Origin of the sequence: Niallia endozanthoxylica (assembly GCF_008710145.1) — a bacterium.
In the GTDB taxonomy this organism is placed as follows: domain Bacteria; phylum Bacillota; class Bacilli; order Bacillales; family Cytobacillaceae; genus Bacillus_BD; species Bacillus_BD endozanthoxylica.
This window is the reverse complement of sequence record NZ_VYKL01000018.1, coordinates 207,430-229,058: the sequence shown is the minus strand read 5'-3', so window position 1 is coordinate 229,058 and position 21,629 is coordinate 207,430. Positions and strand designations below refer to the sequence as shown.

Below are 21,629 nucleotides of genomic sequence, written 5' to 3'. Positions count from 1 at the left end.
GTATGTTTCTCCACCGAAGCGGAACTTTCTTAAGCTTCAATCCCAAGCGTTTTAGTTTTATATTAGACATTTGCATTTTCCGCTTTGTTAGCCTGCCTTGCGTGGAGTTTTTTCATTGCCTGTGAAATTTCGCAAAAAATTTCTTCATTGAAATGAATGTGGAGAATCATTGTCATTCCGATGATAGATTAGTTGCACAACGCCAGAGGAGAAGGTCCTTGTCTGAACTAATTTCAAATTTATCCGTTGTTTTATATCAATAAAAAGCGGTTTTCCTTCTCCTAAAATAACAGGGTGAACGGATAATCGAAATTCATCAACAAGTCCTAAATTCATAAAAGTAGTAATAAGACTTGCCCCGCCATATAGCCAGATATCCTTGCCAGGCTTATTCTTTAATTTCATCATTTCTTCATATATGTGATTATTGATAAATATGGCATGAGAATCACTCTCTTTTTGCGTTTTAGAAAACACATATTTCTCTTTACTATGAATTAATTCAAACATTTCTTTTTCAGCTGTATCAGTAGGTCCTGGTTTAAACTGCCCCCATAAATCGTAGCTTTTTCTCCCATATAAAATCGTATCAATTTGATTTAAGAATTGAATAAAATCCATCTCAGCATCCATGATACACCAATCAATTTCTCCATTTTTCCCTTCAATAAAACTATCTAAACTAACGGCTAAATCTAAAAGGATTCTTCTTTGTTTTCCGTTTATTGACACAGTTTTTCCTCCCTCCATCACGCTTTTGCCCCGTTGAATAAGGACTATACACGGGATTTTTGATAATCGTAAGCTATTATAAGTCTCTGTCATGTTAAATACAAATGATGTTCGTAGGAGTTTGAACCGAAAAAAGAGATATTTAATGGGACACCATGCTCATTATTATATTAGGGATGAAACCATTGCAGAAGCTATGAATAAAAGAGGACGGGGTGATTTTTTTATTACAGATAAATATGATTTATTCAGCAACCATGACAAAAAAACGAATCGTTGATTAAGTAGTTCAGTTTTGTGGAGAAACATCGTATATAGATTACTAATTAGGAGACTTAATCACAGATTAACACAATCTGTTCTAATTACCATTGTTTCAACATTTATTCGCTTTTGACATACAAAATAACATAGCAAATATTACACCAAATAATAGTGCGCAAATAACTATTGTTACCTTGCTATTTAGGTTGTTAATTTAAGGGTTAATTGACTTTTAACTTGAAAGAATAAAAGGAAAATGGCAAGGATATGTTGAAATAGGTATATAGATTGTGAAAAAGAAGAAACGGAGCAGTTTAGCATGAATTTGATTTAAGAGGAGATTTAATAATGAAAAGAACTTGTAATCAATGCCAAACTGAAATGATAACAGATTGTAAAGTAACTGTTGAAGGTGATTTGTCTGGAATTAAGATTAGTCAAAAGGGTACAGGACTTTTCAATAGTGTTTCTGCAAAGGCTAAAGGATCTGTATGTCCAAATTGTGGTTTTGTCGCTCTCTATATTGATGAGTACGAAAAATTTAATAAATAATTACATCTTCAGCGAATAGGAGTTTTAATAGAATAGGTGAAACAAATAAATACGCTCAGGACTCTGAGCGTATTTATTGTTAATTGATGTGCGATTTCCACTGTCAATTAGGGAGTTATTTGTTATGGTTTTTCAGTTTTTCTCCGCATTAATGGAACTATATAGTCGTTGATTTGGTTCCGTATTGTCATGAGCTTGCAAAGCTTGTTAGGGCACAGCGATCTTTTCGTATTTATACTTGTTAGACCGTTTTTCCTTTAATCGCCCATGTTTTTTTCCATGAGTACTGTGCAACCAGTAAGATAATAAGAGCGGCCACTCCAACAAGCGCATAAACCATGAATCCGGATGCATAGGTTCCTGTCGTTTGTTTTAAGGTACCAAGTAAGTTAGGAACGAAAAACCCTCCAACCCCTCCAGCGGCCCCAACGATTCCTGTCATTACGCCAATTTCATGTTGGAATCGTTGAGGAACTAATTGAAATACCGCTCCATTTCCCATTCCAAGACACATCATGCCCAGAAATAAGAGAATGGTTACATATGTTAGGGAAGGCAGTGTACTGACGCCAAGCATAAAGATAGCTAGAAAAATAAATAAAAAGGTTAACATTCTTGCTCCGCCTATTTTATCAGATATATATCCTCCAATTGGACGGACGCAGCTTCCTGCAATGACACATAATGTGACAAAATCACCTGCTTGAACATTACTTAATCCGTACTGATCGACAAAGAAAATACTTAAATAGCTTGTTAATCCGATAAATCCCCCAAAGGTTACACCATAAAGAAGGCAGAAGTACCAAGTGTCTTTTTGCTTAAAAACCTTAAAATAATTAATAATGGGCGATGGTTTAGGCTGTCTAGGCGGGTTTTTGGCTAGTAGGATATAAGTAATGAAAACCATTGCTAGTGGAATAAGCGCTACCCCCATAACCCCATGCCAGCCGATATGTTCGGCGATACGAGGACCAAATAAGGTTGCTAGTACGGTTCCACTATTACCTGCCCCTGCAATTCCCATTGCGACTCCTTGTAAGTGCAGTGGATACCATCTGCTTGCCATAGGAAGGGCTACAGAAAAACTAGCACCAGCTACTCCAAGTAATATCCCAATAAAATAAAGCTCTGACATCGTATGGCCAAACAACCATCCCCAGACTAGCGGAACCATGGTAACAAGCATTCCGCCAATAGCTGTTTGACGAGGACCAATTCGGTCAGTTAGTAATCCCATGATTAAACGGAAGAAAGAACCAGCAAGAGTGGGAATAGCCACAACCATCCCTTTTTCAGCAGGAGATAGATTAAAATCCTGTGTAATATATACTCCAAGTGCCCCTAGCAACACCCAAATCATAAAGCTTACATCGAAGTATAAAAACGAAGCCAATAACGAGGGTGCATGACCATTTTGCCGTAAATTAGTAAATACATTCATTTTCTTCTCTCCTTTACATAAATCCATTTAATTAATAAACGAAGTATATAATGCAAAGGATATGATTTCTATAATCATGTTAGGAAACCTTACAGTGTTTCTATGTAAAACGGAGAAAATCAATTGACTTTCTTTTTTTGTTTCATTATCGTGTTAAGTAACATAACATCAAATAAAAAAACCAAATCATTAATTAAGATTAAGAACTTACTAGGATTCGTTCTTTATTTACCAATTGAAAACTAGAAGGGCAGGAATGTTTGATGGGTAAGAGGAGATTAGTTGTGGTTGGCAATGGAATGGCAGGAGTGCGGTGTGTGGAGGAAATCTTAAAGATTAATCGGGATGCTTTTCAAATCACGATTTTTGGAAAAGAGCCTTACCCGAATTATAACCGGATTATGTTATCAAAGGTCCTTCAAGGAGGTACAACCGTTGAAAGTATCATGTTAAATGATTGGAAGTGGTACGAAGAAAATTGCATAACTTTATATACGGATGAATCTGTTATTGAATTAAATACGAAAGAAAAATGGGTGATGTCATCAAAGAGGAGAAAGGTCAACTATGATGAATTAATCTTAGCTACAGGATCTAATCCTTTCATGCTTCCGCTTCCGGGTGCAGATAAGTTAGGGGTAATGGCCTTTCGAACTATTCAAGATTGTGAAAAGATGGTTAGAATCGCAAAAAAGCATAAGAAAGCGATTGTTATTGGCGGTGGATTGTTGGGACTTGAAGCAGCGAGGGGACTGTTAAATCTTGGAATGAAGGTAGATGTTGTCCATATTGGTGATTATATTATGAATCGTCAATTAGATGTTACCGCCGCCAACATGCTTCAAAAAGAGCTAGAGAAGCAAGGCATGAACTTTCTTCTAAAAAAATATTCCGTCGAAATTACAGGTCATCAGCGAGTAAAAGGTCTCCGGTTTTCAGACGGCACGTGGCGGGAAGCAGATTTAGTTGTCATGGCAGTAGGTGTGACCCCAAATATAAAACTAGCGGAAAGAACGTCGATTAACATCAACCGTGCGATTGTGGTGGATGATTTTATGCGCACAAATGTGGCAAACGTCTATGCCGTTGGAGAATGCGCGGAACATCGGGGGATTGTATATGGACTTGTTGCTCCACTGTATGAACAAGGGAAAGTACTGGCTGCCTATGTATGTGGCACCAACCCAGTTGGTTATCAAGGAACTATTTTATCGACACAATTAAAAATCTCAGGTGTGGATGTTTTTTCTACAGGAGAAATGATGGAAACGAATGAGAATACCTCCCTCAAATGGTACGACGGAATAAAAAACACATATAAAAAACTGGTATTTCATCAGAATAAACTGGTTGGGGCTGTCTTATTTGGCGATATTCAAGAAGGCGGCAGATTCTTGCGATTGATTGAAAAGCAAACAGACTATAGAGAGTTAGTAAATGAGACGAATGGCAGGGAAGAACAGAATACCTATGTGGCGAAAATGGCAGATTATGAGAAGGTTTGTGAGTGTAATGGGGTTTCAAAAGGGGAGATTGTGGAGGCAATTGTTGGTCACAGTTTAAAAAGTGTAGAGGAAATTAAAGTCTGCACAAAAGCATCAAGCTCCTGCGGCGGTTGCCGTTCAACTGTTGCTAGTCTTTTGGATTATGTGCAACAAAACGGCGCATCCCAAAGGAAAGAAAAAGAATCTATTTGCGCTTGTACCCAAGCGAATCATCAGGAGGTAATTGAGTCTATTAGGAAATTTCCTCACGATTCAAAGGAGCAAATCATGCAGCATCTTGATTGGGAAAATCCGTCAGGTTGTGCCTATTGTCAGTCAGCTCTTCGTTATTATTTAGGTGTTCATAGTCAAGGGAATATGGAGATGACAGAATCAAAACAAGCGGATGGAACCTTTGTGATAGCCCCGAGAATGTACGGGGGTGTTACAGGAGCAGAGCAATTAAGATTAATAGCCGATGTGGTGGAGGAATTTAAGATTCCGTTAGTCAAACTCGCCAAAGGTCCAAGAATGGAGTTATATGGCGTTCAAGAAAAGGATGTCAAAATGATACGCAAGATGCTACAAACACCTGTACCAGTATATGGAGGATCACTTAGAGCGGTTGCGACATGTGCGGGCATTGGTTATGCAAAGGATGCTATGCAGGATTCTATACAGCTTGGAATAAATCTCGAACAACTTCTAGAATCTGTTCAATTACCGACAGATGTCACTTTGGCTGTATCAGCCAGCCCTCGTGATGAGATTAACGTCATACAAGAGGATGTGGGTTTAATTGGAGCGCCAGGAGGCTGGGAACTGTTTGTTAAACAGGAGCGGATCTTCTCTGGACTTATGGAATACGAAGCCGTTATGATGACATCGGCACTTTTACACATGTATCGGGAGCAGGCTTACTTTTTAGAACCCCTTCCGGAGTGGGTAAGGAGAATAGGGGTGATCGCGGTAAGGGAAGAAATATTTCAAAGGAAAATGAGGGTTTTTGAAGAAAAGCAGTTGGAACTTTTCGCAGGGCAGGTGAATGGATGATGGAAACCGCAACAATAAAAGTAATGGATACACAATGTCCGTTCTGTAGTGTTCAATGCAAAATGAGAATGGTAGAAAAAGAGGAAGATGGAAAAACAACTTATTCGGTTGAGCCGAAACAAAATGCAGCCTCTGAAGGCAGACTTTGTGTAAAAGGGATGAATGCGTATCAGCATGCTTTGAGTAAAGAACGAGTGACTGAACCATTGATGAAAAAGAATGGAATATTTACACCTGTCTCATGGGAAGAAGCATATGAGTTTATCGCAAGAAAGTTTTGCGATTTACAGGGACGATATGGGAAAGATGTCATTGGCGTTTATGGCGGAGGCTCGTTAACAAATGAAACTTCTTATCTGCTTGGGAAATTTGCCCGAATTGGTTTGCAAACAAAATACATTGATTACAATGGGCGGTTTTGTATGTCTGCTGCTGCAACAGCAGGCAATCAGGCATTTGGGATCGACAGAGGGTTAACAAATCCTCTATCAGAGGTGCGAAATACAAAGTGTCTTATTCTAGCAGGAACGAATATAGCGGAATGCCAACCAACGCTTATGCCTTACTTAGTTGATGCTAAGGAAAATGGAGCCTATTTAATTGTGATTGATCCGCGTGATACGGCGACAGCGGACTTGGCTGACTTACATTTGAAAGTGAAGCCGGGGGAGGATGTTGCATTAAGCAGCGCCATGATAAAGATTTTAATAGAGGAGGGTTACGTAGATAACGCCTTTGTACAACAACGGACAACGGGTTTTCATGAGGTAAAAAAGTATATCGAATCACTTGATCTTGATGTACTCGCAAACGAAGCGGGTGTTTCGGCAGATGATATAAAAGAGGCGGCTAGACATTTTGGAAGGGCCCCATCAGGAATGATTATGACAGCAAGAGGCGTTGAACAGCAAACAGATGGATATTTGGCTGTTCGTCATTTTATTAATATGCTTCTTGTTACAGGTAAAATAGGTAAACCCGGCAGCGGTTATGGTGCTATTACCGGCCAGGCCAATGGTCAGGGCGGCCGTGAACATGGGCAAAAAGCTGACCAGCTTCCTGGCTACCGCTCAATTGAGAACGAAACAGACCGAGCTTATATAGCGGGCGTATGGGGAGTTCATCCCTCGGAGATTCCTCGTAAAGGAGTATCCGCCTATGAAATGATGGAAAAAGTGCATGCACAAGAAATTCGCGCCTTGTTTCTAATGGGGTCCAATCCGATTTTATCCAACCCCAATGCCAATTTTGTAGAGGAAGGAATTCGAAAGTTAGATTTTCTTGTTGCAGCAGATTTATTTATTTCTGAAACCGCCCAGCTGGCTGATGTGATATTACCTGCCGCATCCTTTCTTGAAAATGAAGGGACGATAACAAATCTGGAGGGGCGGGTACTCCTAAGAGAGGCCTCTCGTCCGGCAACCGGTATGGCAAAACAAGATTGGGAGATTCTGAGTGATATAGCCAAAAGGATGGGGAAGGGATTTTACTTTCCATACAGGAGTGCTGAAGAGATTTTTGAAGAGTTACGAGTCGCAAGCAAAGGAGGAGTGGCGGATTATTACGGGATTACGTACGATCGTCTGCGGAAGGAGGAAGGAATCTACTGGCCTTGTCCTTCACTTGAGCACCCAGGAGAACAGCGTCTCTTTGATGTGTCTTTTGCTCATCCAGATGGAAAGGCAAAGTTTATTTCTGTTGATCATCATTATCCGAAAGAACGAACGGATGAAAAGTATCCTCTTATTCTCACAACAGGCCGTGTTTTAGGGCATTATTTAACAGGAGTACAAACAAGAAAGAGTTATACGTTGGCCTCTCGACAAATTGAGTCTTTTGTTGAAATCCACCCGGAGACAGCGCAAAAGTGGAACATAAAGGATGATACCTTAGTAAAAGTAACCTCAAGGAGAGGACAAATAGTTGTACGCAGTAAACTGACCAATTCCATTCGAGAAGATACGGTGTTTGTTCCGATGCACTGGGGAGGTATTCAAAACATTAATAAGCTAACCTGCGAAGAGTTAGACCCTGTATGTAAAATGCCTGGTTTTAAAGTGTGTGCGGTATTAGTAGAACCCCTATTAACTTAATAAAAGGAGGTTTTCTCTAAGGTAAATTAGACATCAAGAGAGCGGCGAATGTCTAAGTCCTTTGAGAAGCCTCCTTTTACACTGTATTTCAATAAAAGAATAACGGTAAGGATCATTATTTGACTGTTTGATTGACTGGTGAAGAGACTAATTTTTCCTAATACCAAACCGGGCATTTAATTGACCTTGAATCATTTTCTTGCGCAATTCCTCTTGTTCTACTTTCTTCTGTTCCTTCAACTTTTCGCGTCGGATTTCAAGTGTTTGAAAACCATCTTCAATTTTATTAGCGATATCCATTAGTGCTTCTACATCGGAAAATGAATATTTACGATTTCTTCCTTTTGAACGGTCTGGAAAAATCAACTTTCGTTCTTCATAATAACGAATTTGTCTTTCTGACAGTCCTGTTAATTCACTCACAACTCCTATGGAAATGACTTTTTTCTCTTTATAAGAAGGATTTTGACGAACGATGATTATTCACCTCGCTAAGTAATAAAGTAATGAATATTTTCATTATATCTCACTTATCTGAAAATTTGAATTCATTTTTCAATAATATGTAAATAAAAGTTACAAAAACATGTAAGGAAATATTACATAAATGTTGTAGGTATACGAGAAGGATACTATAATCAATACATACTACTCTTCGAAAAAGGATGGAAAACAAACAAACGAAGAACGTTTAGGGAAAAAACAAGAGCTATAGAACGTATAACTTAAGGTTTTCATCATGCAGAAAAGCTAGGCTCACTTTTTCACAAAGAGTGACGGGAGGACATATGACATGGAGAGAAAAAAACTAGTGCTAGTTGGAAATGGGATGGCAGGTATTCGGTGTATTGAGGAGATTTTAACGCTTCAACCAGATCGTTTTGATATTACTGTTTTCGGAAGTGAACCACATCCAAACTATAATCGCATTCAACTTTCGAACGTATTACAGGGAGATACAACGATTGAAGATATAACTATAAATGATTGGAACTGGTACAGTGAAAATCGAATCACATTATATACGGGTGAAACCGTCACAAAGATTGATACCGAGGAGAAAGTCGTTTATTCAGATCAACATCGAGCAATTAAATTTGACCAATTAATATTAGCAACAGGTTCCATTCCGTTTATAATCCCAATTCCTGGGTCGGATAAGAAAGGGGTTACCGCGTTTAGAAACATTGAAGATTGTGAAAAAATGATTGAATATTCAAAATTATATAAAAAGGCAGCCGTTATCGGCGGTGGATTATTGGGTCTTGAGGCGGCAAGGGGCTTGTTGAATTTAGGAATGAAAGTCCATGTCGTTCACATTGCAGACTATGTTATGGAGAAGCAATTAGATTCAACGGCTGGTCATATGCTCATAAAGGAACTAAAAGAGCAGGGAATGAATTTTTTGCTTGGAAAACAAACAACTGAAATCTTTGGTGAGCAGGATGTGGAAGGACTCATGTTTAGTGACGGCGAGGCCATTCAGGCTGACTTAGTAGTGATGGCTGCTGGAATAAGGCCGAATGTGCAGCTGGCTCGAGAAAGCGGCATTACTGTTAACCGGGGAATTGTTGTTAATGATTATTTAGAAACGAATATCCCTCATATTTATGCCGTTGGAGAATGTGCGGAGCATCGTGAAATTGTGTATGGCCTAGTGGCGCCGCTATATGACCAAGGGAAGGTTTTAGCTAAGCGAATTTGCGGTTTAGAGGGTCATGCTTATGAAGGATCTATTGTATCTACAAAATTAAAAGTCTCTGGTGTAGATGTATTTTCAGCAGGTGAAATTTTTGAAGATGACAAGGCGAAGTCCATTAAAGAATATAATGAATGGGAAAATACGTATAAAAAAGTACTTATTCGTGATGGGAAAATCTCAGGTGCTGTCTTATTTGGTGATACATCTGAAGGAAATCGGTTGTTAAGTATGATTAACAAGGGAGCAGAAGTCACAGAGTATTTTAAAAAGGAGAAAGAAGAATCATCAAGTGTAAGTTTTGTTGGCATGATGTCGGATGAAGAAATGGTTTGTGGCTGTAATGGAGTCACAAAAGGAGAAATTGTTTCTGCTATTCAAACACAAGGCTTAACAACTATTGATGAAGTGAAAGCCTGTACAAATGCTTCCCGTTCGTGTGGAGGCTGTAAGGGATTAGTTGGAGACCTTTTACAGTTGACGCTAGGAGACAAATTTAGCCAAGCAAATCAAAAGGAACCCATTTGCAGTTGTACTACCTTATCGAGAGATGAAGTGATTGCTGAAATCCGAGACAAAAACTTGACTTACACGAGAGAAGTTATGAATGTTCTTGGCTGGAAAACCGATGGCGGCTGCTCGAAGTGTAGACCTGCATTGAACTACTATTTAGGCATGATTGATCCGGTTCAATATAAAGATGAAAAGGAATCCCGTTTTGTAAATGAACGTCTTCACGCAAATATCCAGAAGGATGGTACATTCTCTGTCGTGCCAAGAATGTATGGCGGAGTTACAAGTCCAGAGCAATTAAGGAAAATTGCAGATGTAGCCGAAAAATATCATGCGAAGCTTGTAAAGGTAACAGGAGGGCAACGGATTGACCTATTCGGAATTGAGAAGGAACATCTTCCGAGTGTATGGGCGGAGTTGGATATGCCATCAGGGTATGCTTATGGAAAAACACTTCGAACGGTTAAAACCTGTGTGGGTGAGAGCTTTTGTCGTTTTGGGACACAAGATTCAATGGGCCTGGGTATTGCTTTGGAAAAGAAACTAGAGCGTGTAAGCACCCCGCATAAAGTGAAAATGGCCGTGTCCGCTTGTCCTCGTAACTGTGCTGAGTCTGGAATTAAAGACGTTGGTATTGTTGGTGTTGACGGGGGATGGGAGATTTATGTAGGTGGTAACGGAGGTACTCACTTGAGGGCTGCTGATTTACTTTGCAAAGTAAAAACGAGTGAAGAAGTAATGGAGATAACAGGCGCTTATTTTCAATATTATCGGGAAACAGCACATTATCTAGAAAGAACCTCAGTCTGGGTGGAAAGAATGGGATTAGAAGCCATAAAATCCGTACTCAAGGATAAAGAGAAAGTAAGTGAGTTGAATAATCGTTTAGATGAGGCATTAGCGGTATTAAGTGATCCATGGAAAGAGGTCATTAACGATGAAACGATTCAAAAGGAATACTACAACAAAGTGAATATTCCTGTCACGATAAATTAACTATGAATAGGAGGAATCCAAATGGGAACAACTCTTCAAAGGGTTAAGGTGGCAAAAGTGAGTGAAATGCCTAAAAACATTGGGAAAACGATAAAAATAGGTGTAAATGAAATAGCTCTCTTTCATTTAGAGAGCGGAGAATTTCGTGCAATAGAAAATCGCTGTCCGCACAAAGGCGGCGTTTTAGTAGAAGGGATTGTTAGTGGTGACTATGTTTTTTGTCCCATGCATGACTGGAAAATTAGTGTCGTGGATGGCTTGGTGCAGAAACCTGATAATGGTTGTGTGAAAACCTTCCAAGTTGAAGTAGATCATGAAGATGTGTACATTTTATTATCTTAGCGAATGAAATAAAACAGAGGGTCAGGAACATCAACCCATTAGATCTCATGGGGTTTACGTTTCCTGACCCTCCGTACTGCATTTATTTAAAAATCACTTTCCATTAGTTTCCTTCCATAGGCAAATTCATAGGTATTATCAAGTGAATGATCGCTCATCTTTTCTAATTGAAAACGATTCCCTCCAAAATAATTTACTAAAAATTGGATTATGTTATCACGTTCTTGATTTGAAAGCATTTTCATCATCCTCCTTTTAATACATAACACATATGATTAACTTAAATCTATTATATAACAGATAATCGATAAAGAATACATTTTTATTTTAAAATTTTCCGACTATTTATGCGGTTGTTATTCGACAAATATTGATTTTCGGAGGCATAAAGAAAAACAAGGAGATATAAGAGAAGGAGGGAGGATGAGATAACATCATTTCTATTTAGATAACAAACAAGGTAAAAAGGAGCAAGGTTGATTATAAACTCTTGTTCCTTTTTTTGACAGATTATTCATTCTTTGAAATGATTTTTATAAAAAGCTCCCTAAATTTTTCCTTATCTTCTGATGTAAATGGTTTTGGTCCTTTTGTGCGTTTTCCACCTTTTCTAGCCATTGCACTTAAATAACGTGTTTGTAATAATTGGTCAATGTTTTCGCTTGTATAGATAAACCCTTTATGGTGAAGAACGGTACAGCCTTTTGCTAATCCGAGGGAAGCAAGTCCATAATCTTGCGTAACAATTAGGTCTCCTCTTTGTGCTAACTTCATAATTCGATAATCCGCAGCATCTGCTCCAGAATCAACATAAATCGTTTCCACTCCAGATGGTTGTTCTGCATTCGAAAAATGAGAAAAGCTAGTAACCATGACAACGGGGATTTCTGCTTTTGTACCTTCTGAAATAATAATATCTTTTACCGGACAAGCATCTGCATCAATATAAATTTTCATCATTCTCTCTCCTAAAAATACAATTAAATGGATGATAAAGCCAGGTTTTAAATGTTTGCTTGTACTTGTCTAGACTTGGACAAATTTCAATCCTCAATCAATGACACACGGTTGATGAATATTCGGCCATTTTTCTTGCTATTGTAAACGAAAATAGACTAACACCTTACATATTTTCGTTTGAAGCCAAGCCTTCCTTTATCCATTTCCTTTTGAATATTTTCAGATGCATGCAAGATAGTACTTTTTTTCTTGTCTCGCTTAATTTCGATTGGACCTATTTTTTGGGCTATTTCAACAGCCTTTTCATGGAGCGGTACATAGGAGATTCCTACAGTATAGACAAAATTATTCATCGCTGACTTTGTTCGATCTGGAGCGTGATGAATCGTATCTTTAACCTGATCAAGCATGTTGACAAGCTTACTAGAGCTAAATTCACTATCTTTTCGGTTTCCCAATAGCCAGCAGTAACAACTCCAGCCTGCCGACATTTTCAAATCTTCACCGCTAGTCATCCATTTATCAGCAACATCTTGAGCGATTGAAGTTTCCGCTAAAGTGACGGCAACCACATAATCGGACAACATATAAAAATACGCAGCATCTATCCAACGCTCAAAATCAGCCTCATTCATTAACGTGGGGTCTGCAATAATGCCAGCAAAATACATGGCATCATAGTTCCCGGTAGCGTACAGCCGCTCGGCTAAAGGTTGGTTTTTCTTGATTTTCTTTGCAAGTGGCTTCATTGCTCCGGTAGCCACACCAAAAAGCGGCTCGTGTGCACCATTGCTTATGTACGTTTTTTTCGTACGTTCTTTACCGAGCGCTTCTAGTTCCTGCATGAGCATTTCAAAATCCATCGTTTTGCACTTCCTTTCCCTGTAAATGATTTCTTTCTATTGTAACATCTAATATATAGACGGGACATGATACTACATAATTAGATTCTTAGTATAATGGAACACAGAGTATCGCTTTCGATTACTCCTTCACATAGACAGTCCTGCGCAAGGACAAGTAATTATTTCCATAATAATACTAGATTTACTTTTTTATGAAACTAATAATATATTTGAACGTATAGATATATTGATTAATTGTCAGTCCATTACATATACGAACGGGGCGATTGGTATGATTACTAAGGAGACCGAAGTATTGATAAAAAGAGATTTAGATCACGCTAAGAAAGCAAGTATCGTTGCTGGAGCAGTAACAAAAAATGAGAAATGGATAAAGGGAAATATTTATGATGGTCACGGGAATGCAGAATTAGGGAATTGTGTATTTGAAATAGGTTCCACAACCAAAACCTTTACGAGTTTACTATTATCAAAGTTAATTTTAAATCAAACGATATCTTTAGATGAACCAATATCCTCATACAAACCAGAGTATAAACAAGCATTGTCTGCTAATGGAAAGGAAGTAACCTTTCGACATCTATCCACCCATCGTTCCGGTCTGCCAAGAGAAGATATGAAGAAAATCCGCCAACGTATGAAGGAGCATAAAGACGAAAAAGATAATCCATATAAATATTTTTCACATGATGATGTCCACCAATTTTTTGTTGATTTTGACTTAAAAAAAGAGATTGATAAAAAATGGGGCTATTCTAATATAGGTGTAGGGTTATTAGGGAACGTATTAGCGGAAATCATAGGATCCACTTATGAAGAAGCGGTCATAACAGAAATTTTGGATCCATTAGGGATGAAGGATACTTTTATCAACGGGACTCCGGAACAATATCAACGTTATGTAAAAGCCTATAATAAAAAAGGGGTTCGAATCCCTCCAATTGAATTGCCATCGATAAATGCAGCTGGTGCATTGAAAAGCACCATGAATGATATGCTTCTATATTTAGAGCATCAAATGGGACTGAAGGAAAGTCCGTTGAAAGATGAAATAGAACTTTGCCACCAAATCCATGGGAAAACAGGATCGAAAAAAATGAATATGGGACTTGGATGGTTTATTGAGAAAAAAGATTGGAGTGACAATCCTATTATTCATCATGGCGGGACAACGATGGGATTTCATACGTATTGCGGATTTATTAAGGAAGAACAAGTGGGTGTTGTCATTTATTCAACGATTCAATTAAAACCGCTGAGAATCATTAAAATGCTATTGAATCTTACAGGAATGATTAATGAAGATATCGCAGAATCTATTTTTAAAAGTACGATTCATAGCAGAGCTGAGGACCGACCTATTCAAGAAATTTGATTACACTACAGAATGATGAAGAGCGGTTCTTGCGTTACTTATTCTGAAGAAAATAGTGGTTGAAACGCAAGAACTTCTCCCGGATTACAGTTTACCACAATGAATCACAAATAGTAGGATAGGGTACTTGTTCCATTCTAAATGGATGATTTAATATCTTTTTCATCCGTCCTAAAGGTTTTTGGCATGACCACAGCTACGACTTCACCCGTAACTACAAGTTTGTCTCCGGCAAATACTTCTGTGTAGACTTTATATTTCTTGGGATGGATTTCTTCGACTGTTCCAAGGGCTTTCAGTGTTTCTCCATCCGGAGTGGGATGTTTATAATCAACTTTTAGAGAAGCGGTGACAAATCTTGGCGGTGTCACACCATCACCTATTTCATTTCCATTTTTACGGTGAAGAAACAATGCTGCTGACCCGGTCCCATGACAATCCATTAACGATGCTAACAAACCGCCATAAACAAAACCCGGAATACTTTTATGCTCGGGTCGTGGTTTATAATAAGTTACCGTTTTTTCACCAGACCAGCCTGTTCGCAGCTGATAGCCTTTTTCGTTTAATCGGCCGCATCCATAACACCAAGCATAATCATCAGGATAGATGTCTTGGATGGCATTCAATATTTTTTCCTCCATCTAAATACCTCCTAAATTCAACTGTCTAAACATCATCATTTATTATTTTTATTAACAGAATAGCAAGAAAATAATGAAAGACCCGCATATTTTTTTCTTACTCATATGTATTATCTCAAGAGAGGAGAGCAATGTTTAACAGGCAACTAAATAGTTGCTTATTCTTGACATGCAACTATTTAGTTGCCTATAATCATATAGTATGAATTGGGATAAAGACGCAATATTCAAGGCACTTAGCGACTCGACACGAAGGCTTATATTAGATGAATTATCCGAACGCAGCGAGATGACGTTGTTTGAACTTACGGCACGTCTCATTATGAAGCACGAACTTTCCATTTCGAGACAGGCGATTGCTAAGCATCTTACTATATTAGAAGATGCCGGGCTTGTACTATCAAAACGAAAGGGAAAATACCGAGTACTTATGTTTAACAATGAACCACTTAAAGACTTGCTGAAAGGATGGGTAGAGTAATACGTTAAAATTGTAACAGGACAATCTAACGAAAAAGCAGGTTGTCTTGCATACAACAGGATGATTGGCACAGCATCATACAAAATAAAGAATAATGGAGGAATCACAGGATGAAAATCATCGTTACCAGTATATTTGTAGAAGATCAAGACAAGGCATTGAAGTTTTATTCGGAAACGCTAGGCTTTATAAAAAAGCATGACGTTCCCGCAGGAGAATTTAGGTGGATAACGCTTGTCTCTCCTGAGGATCAGAAAGGGACTGAGCTTTTGCTCGAACCCAATAATCATCCAGCCGCTAAGGAGTATCAAAAGAAACTATTTGCCGACGGTATCCCAGTAACCATGTTTGGGGTTGAGGATGTTCTAAAAGAATATGAACGTTTACTGAATCTTGGCGTGAGGTTTACAATGAAGCCGACAGAAATGGGGCCGGTTACACTAGCTGTTTTCGATGATACATGCGGGAACCTTATTCAGATTGCTCAGAATAACTCTATCACGGAATAAGCGTAAATTTTCTAAACCACTTAGTTCATTCATATTTTTAAGCTCGAGGAGATGTTTTTTTTCAATAATTAATCAACTTAGAATAACCAAGTCCTAAATACAGGACTTGGTTATTCTTGCAGAGGATTGAAAATTCACTTTTAAAAAACTCTCAATCTAACCCAGATGCCATACTTCAGAGGGAAGTGTGGTTTTTTTATTAAATAAGGAACGAGTAATAAGCCAAAATCTTTGAGAGAGTATTAATTAAGAAAGGAGTAAAAGTTATGCGTGTAAAAAAGAGTTTTATTTTTCTACTAATGATTAATCTTCTCCTAACATTATGCTCTGTCCCATTATCAGCCCATTCTGCTGAAGCATTCGATACAGAAGATGTTGATGAGTATGTAATGAATTATCTCGAAAAAAACGGATTGCCTGGTGCAGCAATTGTCATTGTTAAGGACGGGAACGTACTCTATGAAAAAGGATTTGGTCATGATTCTGACGGAAAACCACTTACGGCAAAGTCTAAAATTGGTATTGCTTCTGGTTCAAAGCCATTTACTGCATTTGCTGTTTTACAATTGGTGGATGAGGGAAAAGTTCAACTAGATGACCCCGTTATTTATTATCTTTCGGAACTAACACTTGATGATGAAAGGTGGAAACAGGTGACAGTGCGCCAACTGTTAAGCCACACGTCCGGACTGCCGAATCCTACGATTGTGGCCCCAGCGAATACGTTAAAAAAAGGTGTAGAACGTCTTCAGGATTGGGAACTGCAATCTGAACCTGGAGAAAAATATTTGTATAGTAATGCAAACTACTGGACTCTTGCCTATTTGGTCGAGCAAATGAGCGGGATGTCGTTTAATGACTATCTAACACAAAAGGTATTTTTACCGCTCGGAATGACCGACTCCATCTCTTTGGTTAACTCGGGGGAGATTGAAAAAGAGAAAGGAATCTCTCGCGGATATGTCACATTATATGGTACAGCAGTGCCTTGGACAGAGCTTGAAAAAATGTTCAGTGGTTCAGGTAGTATCTTTACTACAGCTAGTGATATGGGAAAATGGCTGTCTTTACATACGAACGAGGGGAAAAATGACAAAGGAAAATCATTATTGTCTCAGGAGCTGCTTACAGAATCATATTCACCACAACCTGGAAGTGATAAATATGGACTTGGATGGTCGTTTAGCTCTCCGAATATCCAACCTCCACGTATTTCACATAGCGGGTCAATATCCACTTTCCAATCCCAACAAGACATTGTTCCAACGAGCGGCTATGCTGTTGCTGTATTACTAAATAGCTTCACTGCTACACTCGAACATCCATACGAAATGAGTTCAGGAATCATACAATTGACTGAGGGACATGATCCTGAATGGAAAGCATCAACACCTAAAATCATTGATTTATCACTTGGTGCTCTCACATTGGTTTACTTTATTTTAGGAATCAGAGGCATACGAAGGAGTAAAACGTGGTCGGATAAACGTAAACAACATCCCGTTTGGAGATTCTCTCTGCGTTTAATCCCGCAATTAATACCTGTTATGGGAATCGGCTGGTTATTATTCATTGTTCCTACTCTAAAGGATAATAGTTCAACGATGATGGATGCGTTTGGCCTTTATCCAGCGGCAATGATCTTTTTAGCAATCGTATTTATCTTTGGATTGGTTCTTACATTTTTAAGAGTTTATTATCGAATAAGCTTAAGCAGGGATTCATTATTATGAAAGACTTCACTTAAAGGGGAAATGGTCATAGATAATACTCTAGATGGGAGTTCTATTTTGATAAATGGAGATAAAGAATCTAATTAGGCACATCATTTATGTGAGTACAAGTTGATAGGCTAATAGCATCTGAATAGGATGATATTGACATATGAAAGGATGTGCCCATGATGTATCCAAATGATCAATCATTTTATTATGATCCATATAATCAATTAGATTATGACCAATCAACACCGTTTTCAACTGAAGATTTTTATTATGATGAGAGACTATTTGGTCCTTTGTTTCCTTCACCAGGAGGACGCGTCGGACCGCCGCCAGGACCTCCTGGATTTCAAGGCCCTGGTCAAGGCCCTCAATCCGCACCACCTAGCGCACCGCCTCCATCCTTCGTTCCAGCTCAAACACAAGTTGGAGCTTTTGCAGTGGATCCAGGAAGCATTAGAGGCTGTTTATTCAGATATACGTATGTATGGCTAAATAATCGACAGCAATTTTGGTTTTATCCCACATTTGTTGGTCGAACATCTGTCTCTGGATGGCGTTGGACTGGTTTTAATTGGATGTTCTTTGGAATCAGTCTGAGACAAATTCAATCGTTTACTTGTGTGTAATAGCAATACAAGGAGGTGTTGGGACGAATCATCTGTTTTATACTTGTAATATATTAGGAGTGAGAATGATGTGCTATCCATACATGTATCCCAATTACTATGTGAATGCACCAATGCCTTATATTCGACAGCATCCTGTATATTGGGGATATCCGCAAGCAATAGAAAATCGAAACCAGTATCCCTTCATACAAATGGAAGCTGGAGAAGAAGATAGGGTGTTTAAAGATCAAGGAAAACAGCCATATGTAATAAATATAGAAGAGGCTGCCAAGCGAAACCGTACCTTTCGCAATGCTATATGGACTGGAAATCACTTACAAGTTACATTGATGAGTATTGGCGTTGGGGAAGATATTGGTTTAGAAGTTCATCCACATGTTGATCAATTTCTACGTATTGAAAGAGGTCAGGGACTTGTTCAAATGGGTGACACAAAAAATAATCTGAATTATGAAAAAAGAGTTTCTGATAATTATGCCATAATGGTTCCCGCTGGAAAATGGCATAATTTGATTAATACTGGAAGTGCTCCATTAAAGTTATATACGATTTATGCTCCTCCAGAACATCCATTTGGCACTGTTCATGAAACAAAAGCGGATGCAATGAAGGCGGAAGAAGGCCACCGTTAAGGTAATTGGGCTATTTTGGGATAATATCAGATTAAAATATGCCTATTCACATTATAAGAAAGCCAAGACTACTCACGGTTCAATCATGAGTAGTCTTGGCTTTCTTTCCATTAAACTCATGTTTATTTAAATGTAATCCTTCACAATTGAACTGTATTCATGCGAAAAAACAACATGATTAACAGATTGTCTATTAAATTTTGACAAAACAATGAATAAACGCCAGATTGTGACAATTGTGTCATAGTAAATTTTGTATACTCAAGTAAATCGAATGGAAAGGTGAATGATAGAAATGGAAAGTGTATACCGCGTGTTTGTGTACGGCACATTACGGAAACATGAGTCAAATCATTATTTAATAGAAAAGGCTAAGTGTGTGAGCAGTCAATGCTGGACAAATGGAATTCTGTATGACACAGGCAATGGATACCCAGGAATGGCCGCAAGTACAAGTAAAAGAGTGTATGGTGAAGTGTACGAAGTAACTGCCAAACAGCTTAAGCAGCTTGATGTGCTGGAAGGATATGAAGGAGAAGGTATGGACAATCTATATGATCGAATCACACAAGTGGTACATACGGATTTTGGCACAATCGAAGCATATGTATATGTCTATACCTCTGAAACCATTTATGAATTAGATGAAATAAGGTTCGGTGATTGGAAGTGCCATCGTTATTTACAGCAGGACGAGCTTCTATATTTTGCCTATGGGTCATGTATGGATGATGAGCGGTTTAAGAGAGATAACGTGAAACACCAGTTTGAAAGAGTGCTAGGTTGTGGGATTGTGAAGAATTATTCCGTCGCCTATACCCGAAAAGCTCGTGATGGCGGACGAGCGGACCTTATCGAATCAGCTGAGCATGCAGAAGGGAAAGTGTATCATATTTCTCATGAAACTTTAGATTACTTATATCGAAGAGAGGGAGTGGCAGCTCAGATTTATCGTCCGGCTTTTATCACTGTAATAATTGATGGAATAATATATAAGAATGTTTTAACGTTTTTAGTCGTTGATAAAGAGGAGGAAGTTGCCCCGCCTCTACACTATGTAACAGAAATTCTACGAGGGGCAAAAGGCTTCGTCAGTGATAACTACTATCAAATGCTCGTAGATGATATGCATCATAAATTTGGAATGAATCTACAATGACAGCTTAGGTGATTGTTGGTATGGTGGAGGAAAAGAGGAGTTTTTTCTTTTCAACTATAGTACCTGTAGATAATTAAACATGCTGTTTATGGCAGTATATTTTTTAATAGGAACAAGCCGAAAATAATCAAGGAAATAACTATAACTTGTTTATTTTCGGCTTGTTATTATTTTACATATTAAACAAGCATCTATTCGTTTAGATGGATCTTCATATATCTTTTCCATTATTTCTACACATAGAGTTTATATTGTACATGCAGTTAAAGTGAAAAAAATTATTAGCCAAGGTTTTCGTTCATTTTTTTCTTTACGGGCATCCAAATTTCACTATATACATTTTCTGACGGACCATTGTACTTTGTAAAAGAAATTCCAGGTAAATCTGCTGCTTCATATTCTGAAGAAGGCAGCCATTCAGAATAAATTTTTGCGTGAGTTTCTTGAAGCGTAGCAGGAAATGGTCCTTGATTAGGGAAAACGGCCCATAAACTTTCATCGATTGAAATTTGCTCTAAATCGTCGAATGGATTTTCTTTTGTTGTTGTAAAACCAATCATATGTGTTAAATATCCTTTTTCTTCCAAGTAACCATCATCAAAATCATAAGATACATTCAGGACTTGGTGAGGATATAAATCAGCTAATTGATGCATTTCATTTCTTTGTTGTTCGGTAATTGTCTGGGCTAGTTCTACGATAGCATTGTTTTCACCTTCAAATTGAATGGGCACTCTTTTAGATACACCAACTATATTGAACTTATCTTTTTTTTCTATTTTGAATTCCATAGATTTTCCTCCTCTTATATCTATAAAAAATGTAAATTTGGGAAATGATTTTTGAATTTTGTTTTTCGTTACTTCTGAAGGTAAAAAGCCGCTCCAATCGCGAAAGGCTCTTGAAAATCCTTCTACCGATTGATAGCCATATTTATAGGCAATTTCTGTCACTTTTGCTCCGTTTATTAATTCAACATTTGCTAAGGATAATCTCCTATTTTTGATATACTCATTCAATGACATTCCAGCCATATACGAAAACATTCTTTTAAAGTGATAATCAGATAGTCCTACAATTCTTGATATATCTTTTCCAGTGATTTCTTCCGTTAAATGTGTTTCAATGTAATCCATTAAATGATTCAATTCTTGTAACATTTATTCCCTCCTCACATCTGCATAGTATCATCAAAAATAATCTTTCACTCGATATTTTTTATACGGAAATAATCGGTACCTTTTCTAACATAGTTGAGACACGTGAATAAAGCTACTTTTGATCGAAATGTATATGTGATAAGTTGGCTCTTCATTATGGTGCCTTAATCATGGTAAGCCATGACCGATATGTATTAATTCAGATTGTGACGAAAATTTGGAAAGTGAAGGATGGGAAGGTAACTGAATATATATGAAGGAACGGTTATTCTTATATCACATGATCGGACCTTTATAGACCGTGTTGCTGATTGTGAA

General features: G+C 38.1%; 20 protein-coding genes. 12 read left to right on the top strand and 8 right to left on the bottom strand.

All coding sequences use genetic code 11. From position 1 onward, the window contains the following. Positions 1 to 144 precede the first annotated feature (144 nt). Complete coding sequence (locus F4V44_RS12590; protein WP_150440366.1) at positions 145 to 732, bottom strand: dihydrofolate reductase family protein; 588 nt, start codon at positions 730 to 732, stop codon at positions 145 to 147. 612 nt (positions 733 to 1,344) lie between these two features. Between F4V44_RS12590 and F4V44_RS12585 the strand changes: the two genes are divergently transcribed. Continuing rightward, positions 1,345 to 1,548 (top strand): hypothetical protein, encoded by a 204-nt coding sequence (locus tag F4V44_RS12585; protein ID WP_150440365.1) that lies wholly within the window; start codon positions 1,345 to 1,347, stop codon positions 1,546 to 1,548. Between the two features lie 241 nt (positions 1,549 to 1,789). Here F4V44_RS12585 and F4V44_RS12580 read toward each other — a convergent pair whose 3' ends face one another. Further along, positions 1,790 to 2,992, bottom strand: a complete 1,203-nt coding sequence (locus tag F4V44_RS12580; RefSeq protein ID WP_150440364.1) for a nitrate/nitrite transporter — start codon at positions 2,990 to 2,992, stop codon at positions 1,790 to 1,792. Between the two features lie 263 nt (positions 2,993 to 3,255). On the opposite strand from F4V44_RS12580, the gene nirB (F4V44_RS12575) reads away from it, so the two are divergent. Both nirB (F4V44_RS12575) and nasC read left to right on the top strand, forming a co-directional pair. After that, the gene (nirB, locus tag F4V44_RS12575) at positions 3,256 to 5,529 is read left to right on the top strand and encodes a nitrite reductase large subunit NirB (protein WP_150440363.1); all 2,274 of its coding nucleotides are present in this window, start codon (positions 3,256 to 3,258) and stop codon (positions 5,527 to 5,529) included. Beyond that, a complete protein-coding gene (nasC, locus tag F4V44_RS12570; RefSeq protein WP_396897497.1) occupies positions 5,526 to 7,622 on the top strand; it encodes an assimilatory nitrate reductase catalytic subunit NasC in 2,097 nt (698 codons plus the stop codon). Before nirB (F4V44_RS12575) ends, nasC begins: the two co-directional genes overlap by 4 nt. 147 nt (positions 7,623 to 7,769) lie before the next feature. On the opposite strand, the gene F4V44_RS12565 is transcribed toward nasC, so the two are convergent. Next, positions 7,770 to 8,045, bottom strand: coding sequence for a MerR family transcriptional regulator (locus tag F4V44_RS12565; RefSeq protein WP_317978318.1), 276 nt, complete (start codon positions 8,043 to 8,045; stop codon positions 7,770 to 7,772). Between the two features lie 370 nt (positions 8,046 to 8,415). Between F4V44_RS12565 and nirB (F4V44_RS12560) the strand changes: the two genes are divergently transcribed. Both nirB (F4V44_RS12560) and nirD read left to right on the top strand, forming a co-directional pair. After that, the gene (nirB, locus tag F4V44_RS12560) at positions 8,416 to 10,830 is read left to right on the top strand and encodes a nitrite reductase large subunit NirB (RefSeq protein ID WP_150440361.1); all 2,415 of its coding nucleotides are present in this window, start codon (positions 8,416 to 8,418) and stop codon (positions 10,828 to 10,830) included. 21 nt (positions 10,831 to 10,851) lie between these two features. After that, positions 10,852 to 11,172, top strand: coding sequence for a nitrite reductase small subunit NirD (gene nirD / locus F4V44_RS12555; RefSeq protein ID WP_150440360.1), 321 nt, complete (start codon positions 10,852 to 10,854; stop codon positions 11,170 to 11,172). A gap of 86 nt (positions 11,173 to 11,258) precedes the next feature. On the opposite strand, the gene F4V44_RS27350 is transcribed toward nirD, so the two are convergent. The 3 genes from F4V44_RS27350 to F4V44_RS12545 all read right to left on the bottom strand — a co-directional run bounded on the left by F4V44_RS27350 (position 11,259) and on the right by F4V44_RS12545 (position 12,995). Further along, positions 11,259 to 11,411 (bottom strand): hypothetical protein, encoded by a 153-nt coding sequence (locus F4V44_RS27350; RefSeq protein WP_191090655.1) that lies wholly within the window; start codon positions 11,409 to 11,411, stop codon positions 11,259 to 11,261. A gap of 271 nt (positions 11,412 to 11,682) precedes the next feature. Further along, positions 11,683 to 12,129 carry a YaiI/YqxD family protein gene (locus tag F4V44_RS12550; protein WP_150440418.1) on the bottom strand — a complete coding sequence of 149 codons (447 nt, stop codon included), beginning with the start codon at positions 12,127 to 12,129 and terminating at the stop codon, positions 11,683 to 11,685. Positions 12,130 to 12,287: 158 nt separating this feature from the next. Continuing rightward, positions 12,288 to 12,995, bottom strand: coding sequence for a DNA alkylation repair protein (locus tag F4V44_RS12545; protein WP_150440359.1), 708 nt, complete (start codon positions 12,993 to 12,995; stop codon positions 12,288 to 12,290). A 298-nt stretch (positions 12,996 to 13,293) separates the two neighbouring features. On the opposite strand from F4V44_RS12545, the gene F4V44_RS12540 reads away from it, so the two are divergent. Continuing rightward, the gene (locus F4V44_RS12540) at positions 13,294 to 14,373 is read left to right on the top strand and encodes a serine hydrolase domain-containing protein (protein ID WP_191090654.1); all 1,080 of its coding nucleotides are present in this window, start codon (positions 13,294 to 13,296) and stop codon (positions 14,371 to 14,373) included. Positions 14,374 to 14,510: 137 nt separating this feature from the next. Here F4V44_RS12540 and F4V44_RS12535 read toward each other — a convergent pair whose 3' ends face one another. After that, positions 14,511 to 15,017, bottom strand: a complete 507-nt coding sequence (locus tag F4V44_RS12535; RefSeq protein WP_150440357.1) for a PaaI family thioesterase — start codon at positions 15,015 to 15,017, stop codon at positions 14,511 to 14,513. A 202-nt stretch (positions 15,018 to 15,219) separates the two neighbouring features. Here F4V44_RS12535 and F4V44_RS12530 point away from each other — a divergent pair, with 202 nt between their 5' ends. The 6 genes from F4V44_RS12530 (at position 15,220) to F4V44_RS12505 (ending at position 20,151) form a co-directional block, all read left to right on the top strand. Further along, positions 15,220 to 15,498 (top strand): ArsR/SmtB family transcription factor, encoded by a 279-nt coding sequence (locus tag F4V44_RS12530; RefSeq protein WP_150440356.1) that lies wholly within the window; start codon positions 15,220 to 15,222, stop codon positions 15,496 to 15,498. 110 nt (positions 15,499 to 15,608) lie between these two features. Beyond that, positions 15,609 to 16,007 carry a VOC family protein gene (locus F4V44_RS12525; RefSeq protein ID WP_150440355.1) on the top strand — a complete coding sequence of 133 codons (399 nt, stop codon included), beginning with the start codon at positions 15,609 to 15,611 and terminating at the stop codon, positions 16,005 to 16,007. Between the two features lie 266 nt (positions 16,008 to 16,273). Beyond that, the gene (locus tag F4V44_RS12520; protein WP_150440354.1) at positions 16,274 to 17,740 is read left to right on the top strand and encodes a serine hydrolase domain-containing protein; all 1,467 of its coding nucleotides are present in this window, start codon (positions 16,274 to 16,276) and stop codon (positions 17,738 to 17,740) included. 170 nt (positions 17,741 to 17,910) lie between these two features. After that, complete coding sequence (locus F4V44_RS12515) at positions 17,911 to 18,357, top strand: hypothetical protein (protein WP_150440417.1); 447 nt, start codon at positions 17,911 to 17,913, stop codon at positions 18,355 to 18,357. Positions 18,358 to 18,422: 65 nt separating this feature from the next. Then, on the top strand, positions 18,423 to 18,992 hold the full coding sequence (locus F4V44_RS12510; RefSeq protein WP_150440353.1) for a cupin domain-containing protein: 570 nt from the start codon (positions 18,423 to 18,425) through the stop codon (positions 18,990 to 18,992). Between the two features lie 295 nt (positions 18,993 to 19,287). Next, complete coding sequence (locus F4V44_RS12505; RefSeq protein ID WP_191090653.1) at positions 19,288 to 20,151, top strand: gamma-glutamylcyclotransferase; 864 nt, start codon at positions 19,288 to 19,290, stop codon at positions 20,149 to 20,151. Between the two features lie 281 nt (positions 20,152 to 20,432). Here the strand turns inward: F4V44_RS12505 and F4V44_RS12500 are convergent, their stop codons facing one another. Next, positions 20,433 to 21,311 (bottom strand): AraC family transcriptional regulator, encoded by an 879-nt coding sequence (locus F4V44_RS12500; protein ID WP_150440351.1) that lies wholly within the window; start codon positions 21,309 to 21,311, stop codon positions 20,433 to 20,435. Between the last annotated feature and the right edge of the window lie 318 nt (positions 21,312 to 21,629).

Excerpts from the sequence above, each read along its gene's own strand:
- F4V44_RS12550 (WP_150440418.1), bottom strand. The coding sequence starts at position 12,129 with ATGAAAATTTATATTGATGCAGATGCTTGTCCGGTAAAAGATATTATT.
- nirB (WP_150440363.1), top strand. The coding sequence starts at position 3,256 with ATGGGTAAGAGGAGATTAGTTGTGGTTGGCAATGGAATGGCAGGAGTG.
- nirD (WP_150440360.1), top strand. The coding sequence starts at position 10,852 with ATGGGAACAACTCTTCAAAGGGTTAAGGTGGCAAAAGTGAGTGAAATG.
- F4V44_RS12530 (WP_150440356.1), top strand. The coding sequence starts at position 15,220 with ATGAATTGGGATAAAGACGCAATATTCAAGGCACTTAGCGACTCGACA.
- F4V44_RS12525 (WP_150440355.1), top strand. The coding sequence starts at position 15,609 with ATGAAAATCATCGTTACCAGTATATTTGTAGAAGATCAAGACAAGGCA.
- F4V44_RS12500 (WP_150440351.1), bottom strand. The coding sequence starts at position 21,311 with ATGTTACAAGAATTGAATCATTTAATGGATTACATTGAAACACATTTA.
- F4V44_RS12580 (WP_150440364.1), bottom strand. The coding sequence starts at position 2,992 with ATGAATGTATTTACTAATTTACGGCAAAATGGTCATGCACCCTCGTTA.
- F4V44_RS12520 (WP_150440354.1), top strand. The coding sequence starts at position 16,274 with ATGCGTGTAAAAAAGAGTTTTATTTTTCTACTAATGATTAATCTTCTC.
- F4V44_RS12545 (WP_150440359.1), bottom strand. The coding sequence starts at position 12,995 with ATGGATTTTGAAATGCTCATGCAGGAACTAGAAGCGCTCGGTAAAGAA.
- F4V44_RS27350 (WP_191090655.1), bottom strand. The coding sequence starts at position 11,411 with ATGCTTTCAAATCAAGAACGTGATAACATAATCCAATTTTTAGTAAAT.
- F4V44_RS12510 (WP_150440353.1), top strand. The coding sequence starts at position 18,423 with ATGATGTGCTATCCATACATGTATCCCAATTACTATGTGAATGCACCA.
- nasC (WP_396897497.1), top strand. The coding sequence starts at position 5,526 with ATGATGGAAACCGCAACAATAAAAGTAATGGATACACAATGTCCGTTC.
- F4V44_RS12505 (WP_191090653.1), top strand. The coding sequence starts at position 19,288 with ATGGAAAGTGTATACCGCGTGTTTGTGTACGGCACATTACGGAAACAT.
- F4V44_RS12535 (WP_150440357.1), bottom strand. The coding sequence starts at position 15,017 with ATGGAGGAAAAAATATTGAATGCCATCCAAGACATCTATCCTGATGAT.
- F4V44_RS12585 (WP_150440365.1), top strand. The coding sequence starts at position 1,345 with ATGAAAAGAACTTGTAATCAATGCCAAACTGAAATGATAACAGATTGT.
- F4V44_RS12515 (WP_150440417.1), top strand. The coding sequence starts at position 17,911 with ATGTATCCAAATGATCAATCATTTTATTATGATCCATATAATCAATTA.
- nirB (WP_150440361.1), top strand. The coding sequence starts at position 8,416 with ATGGAGAGAAAAAAACTAGTGCTAGTTGGAAATGGGATGGCAGGTATT.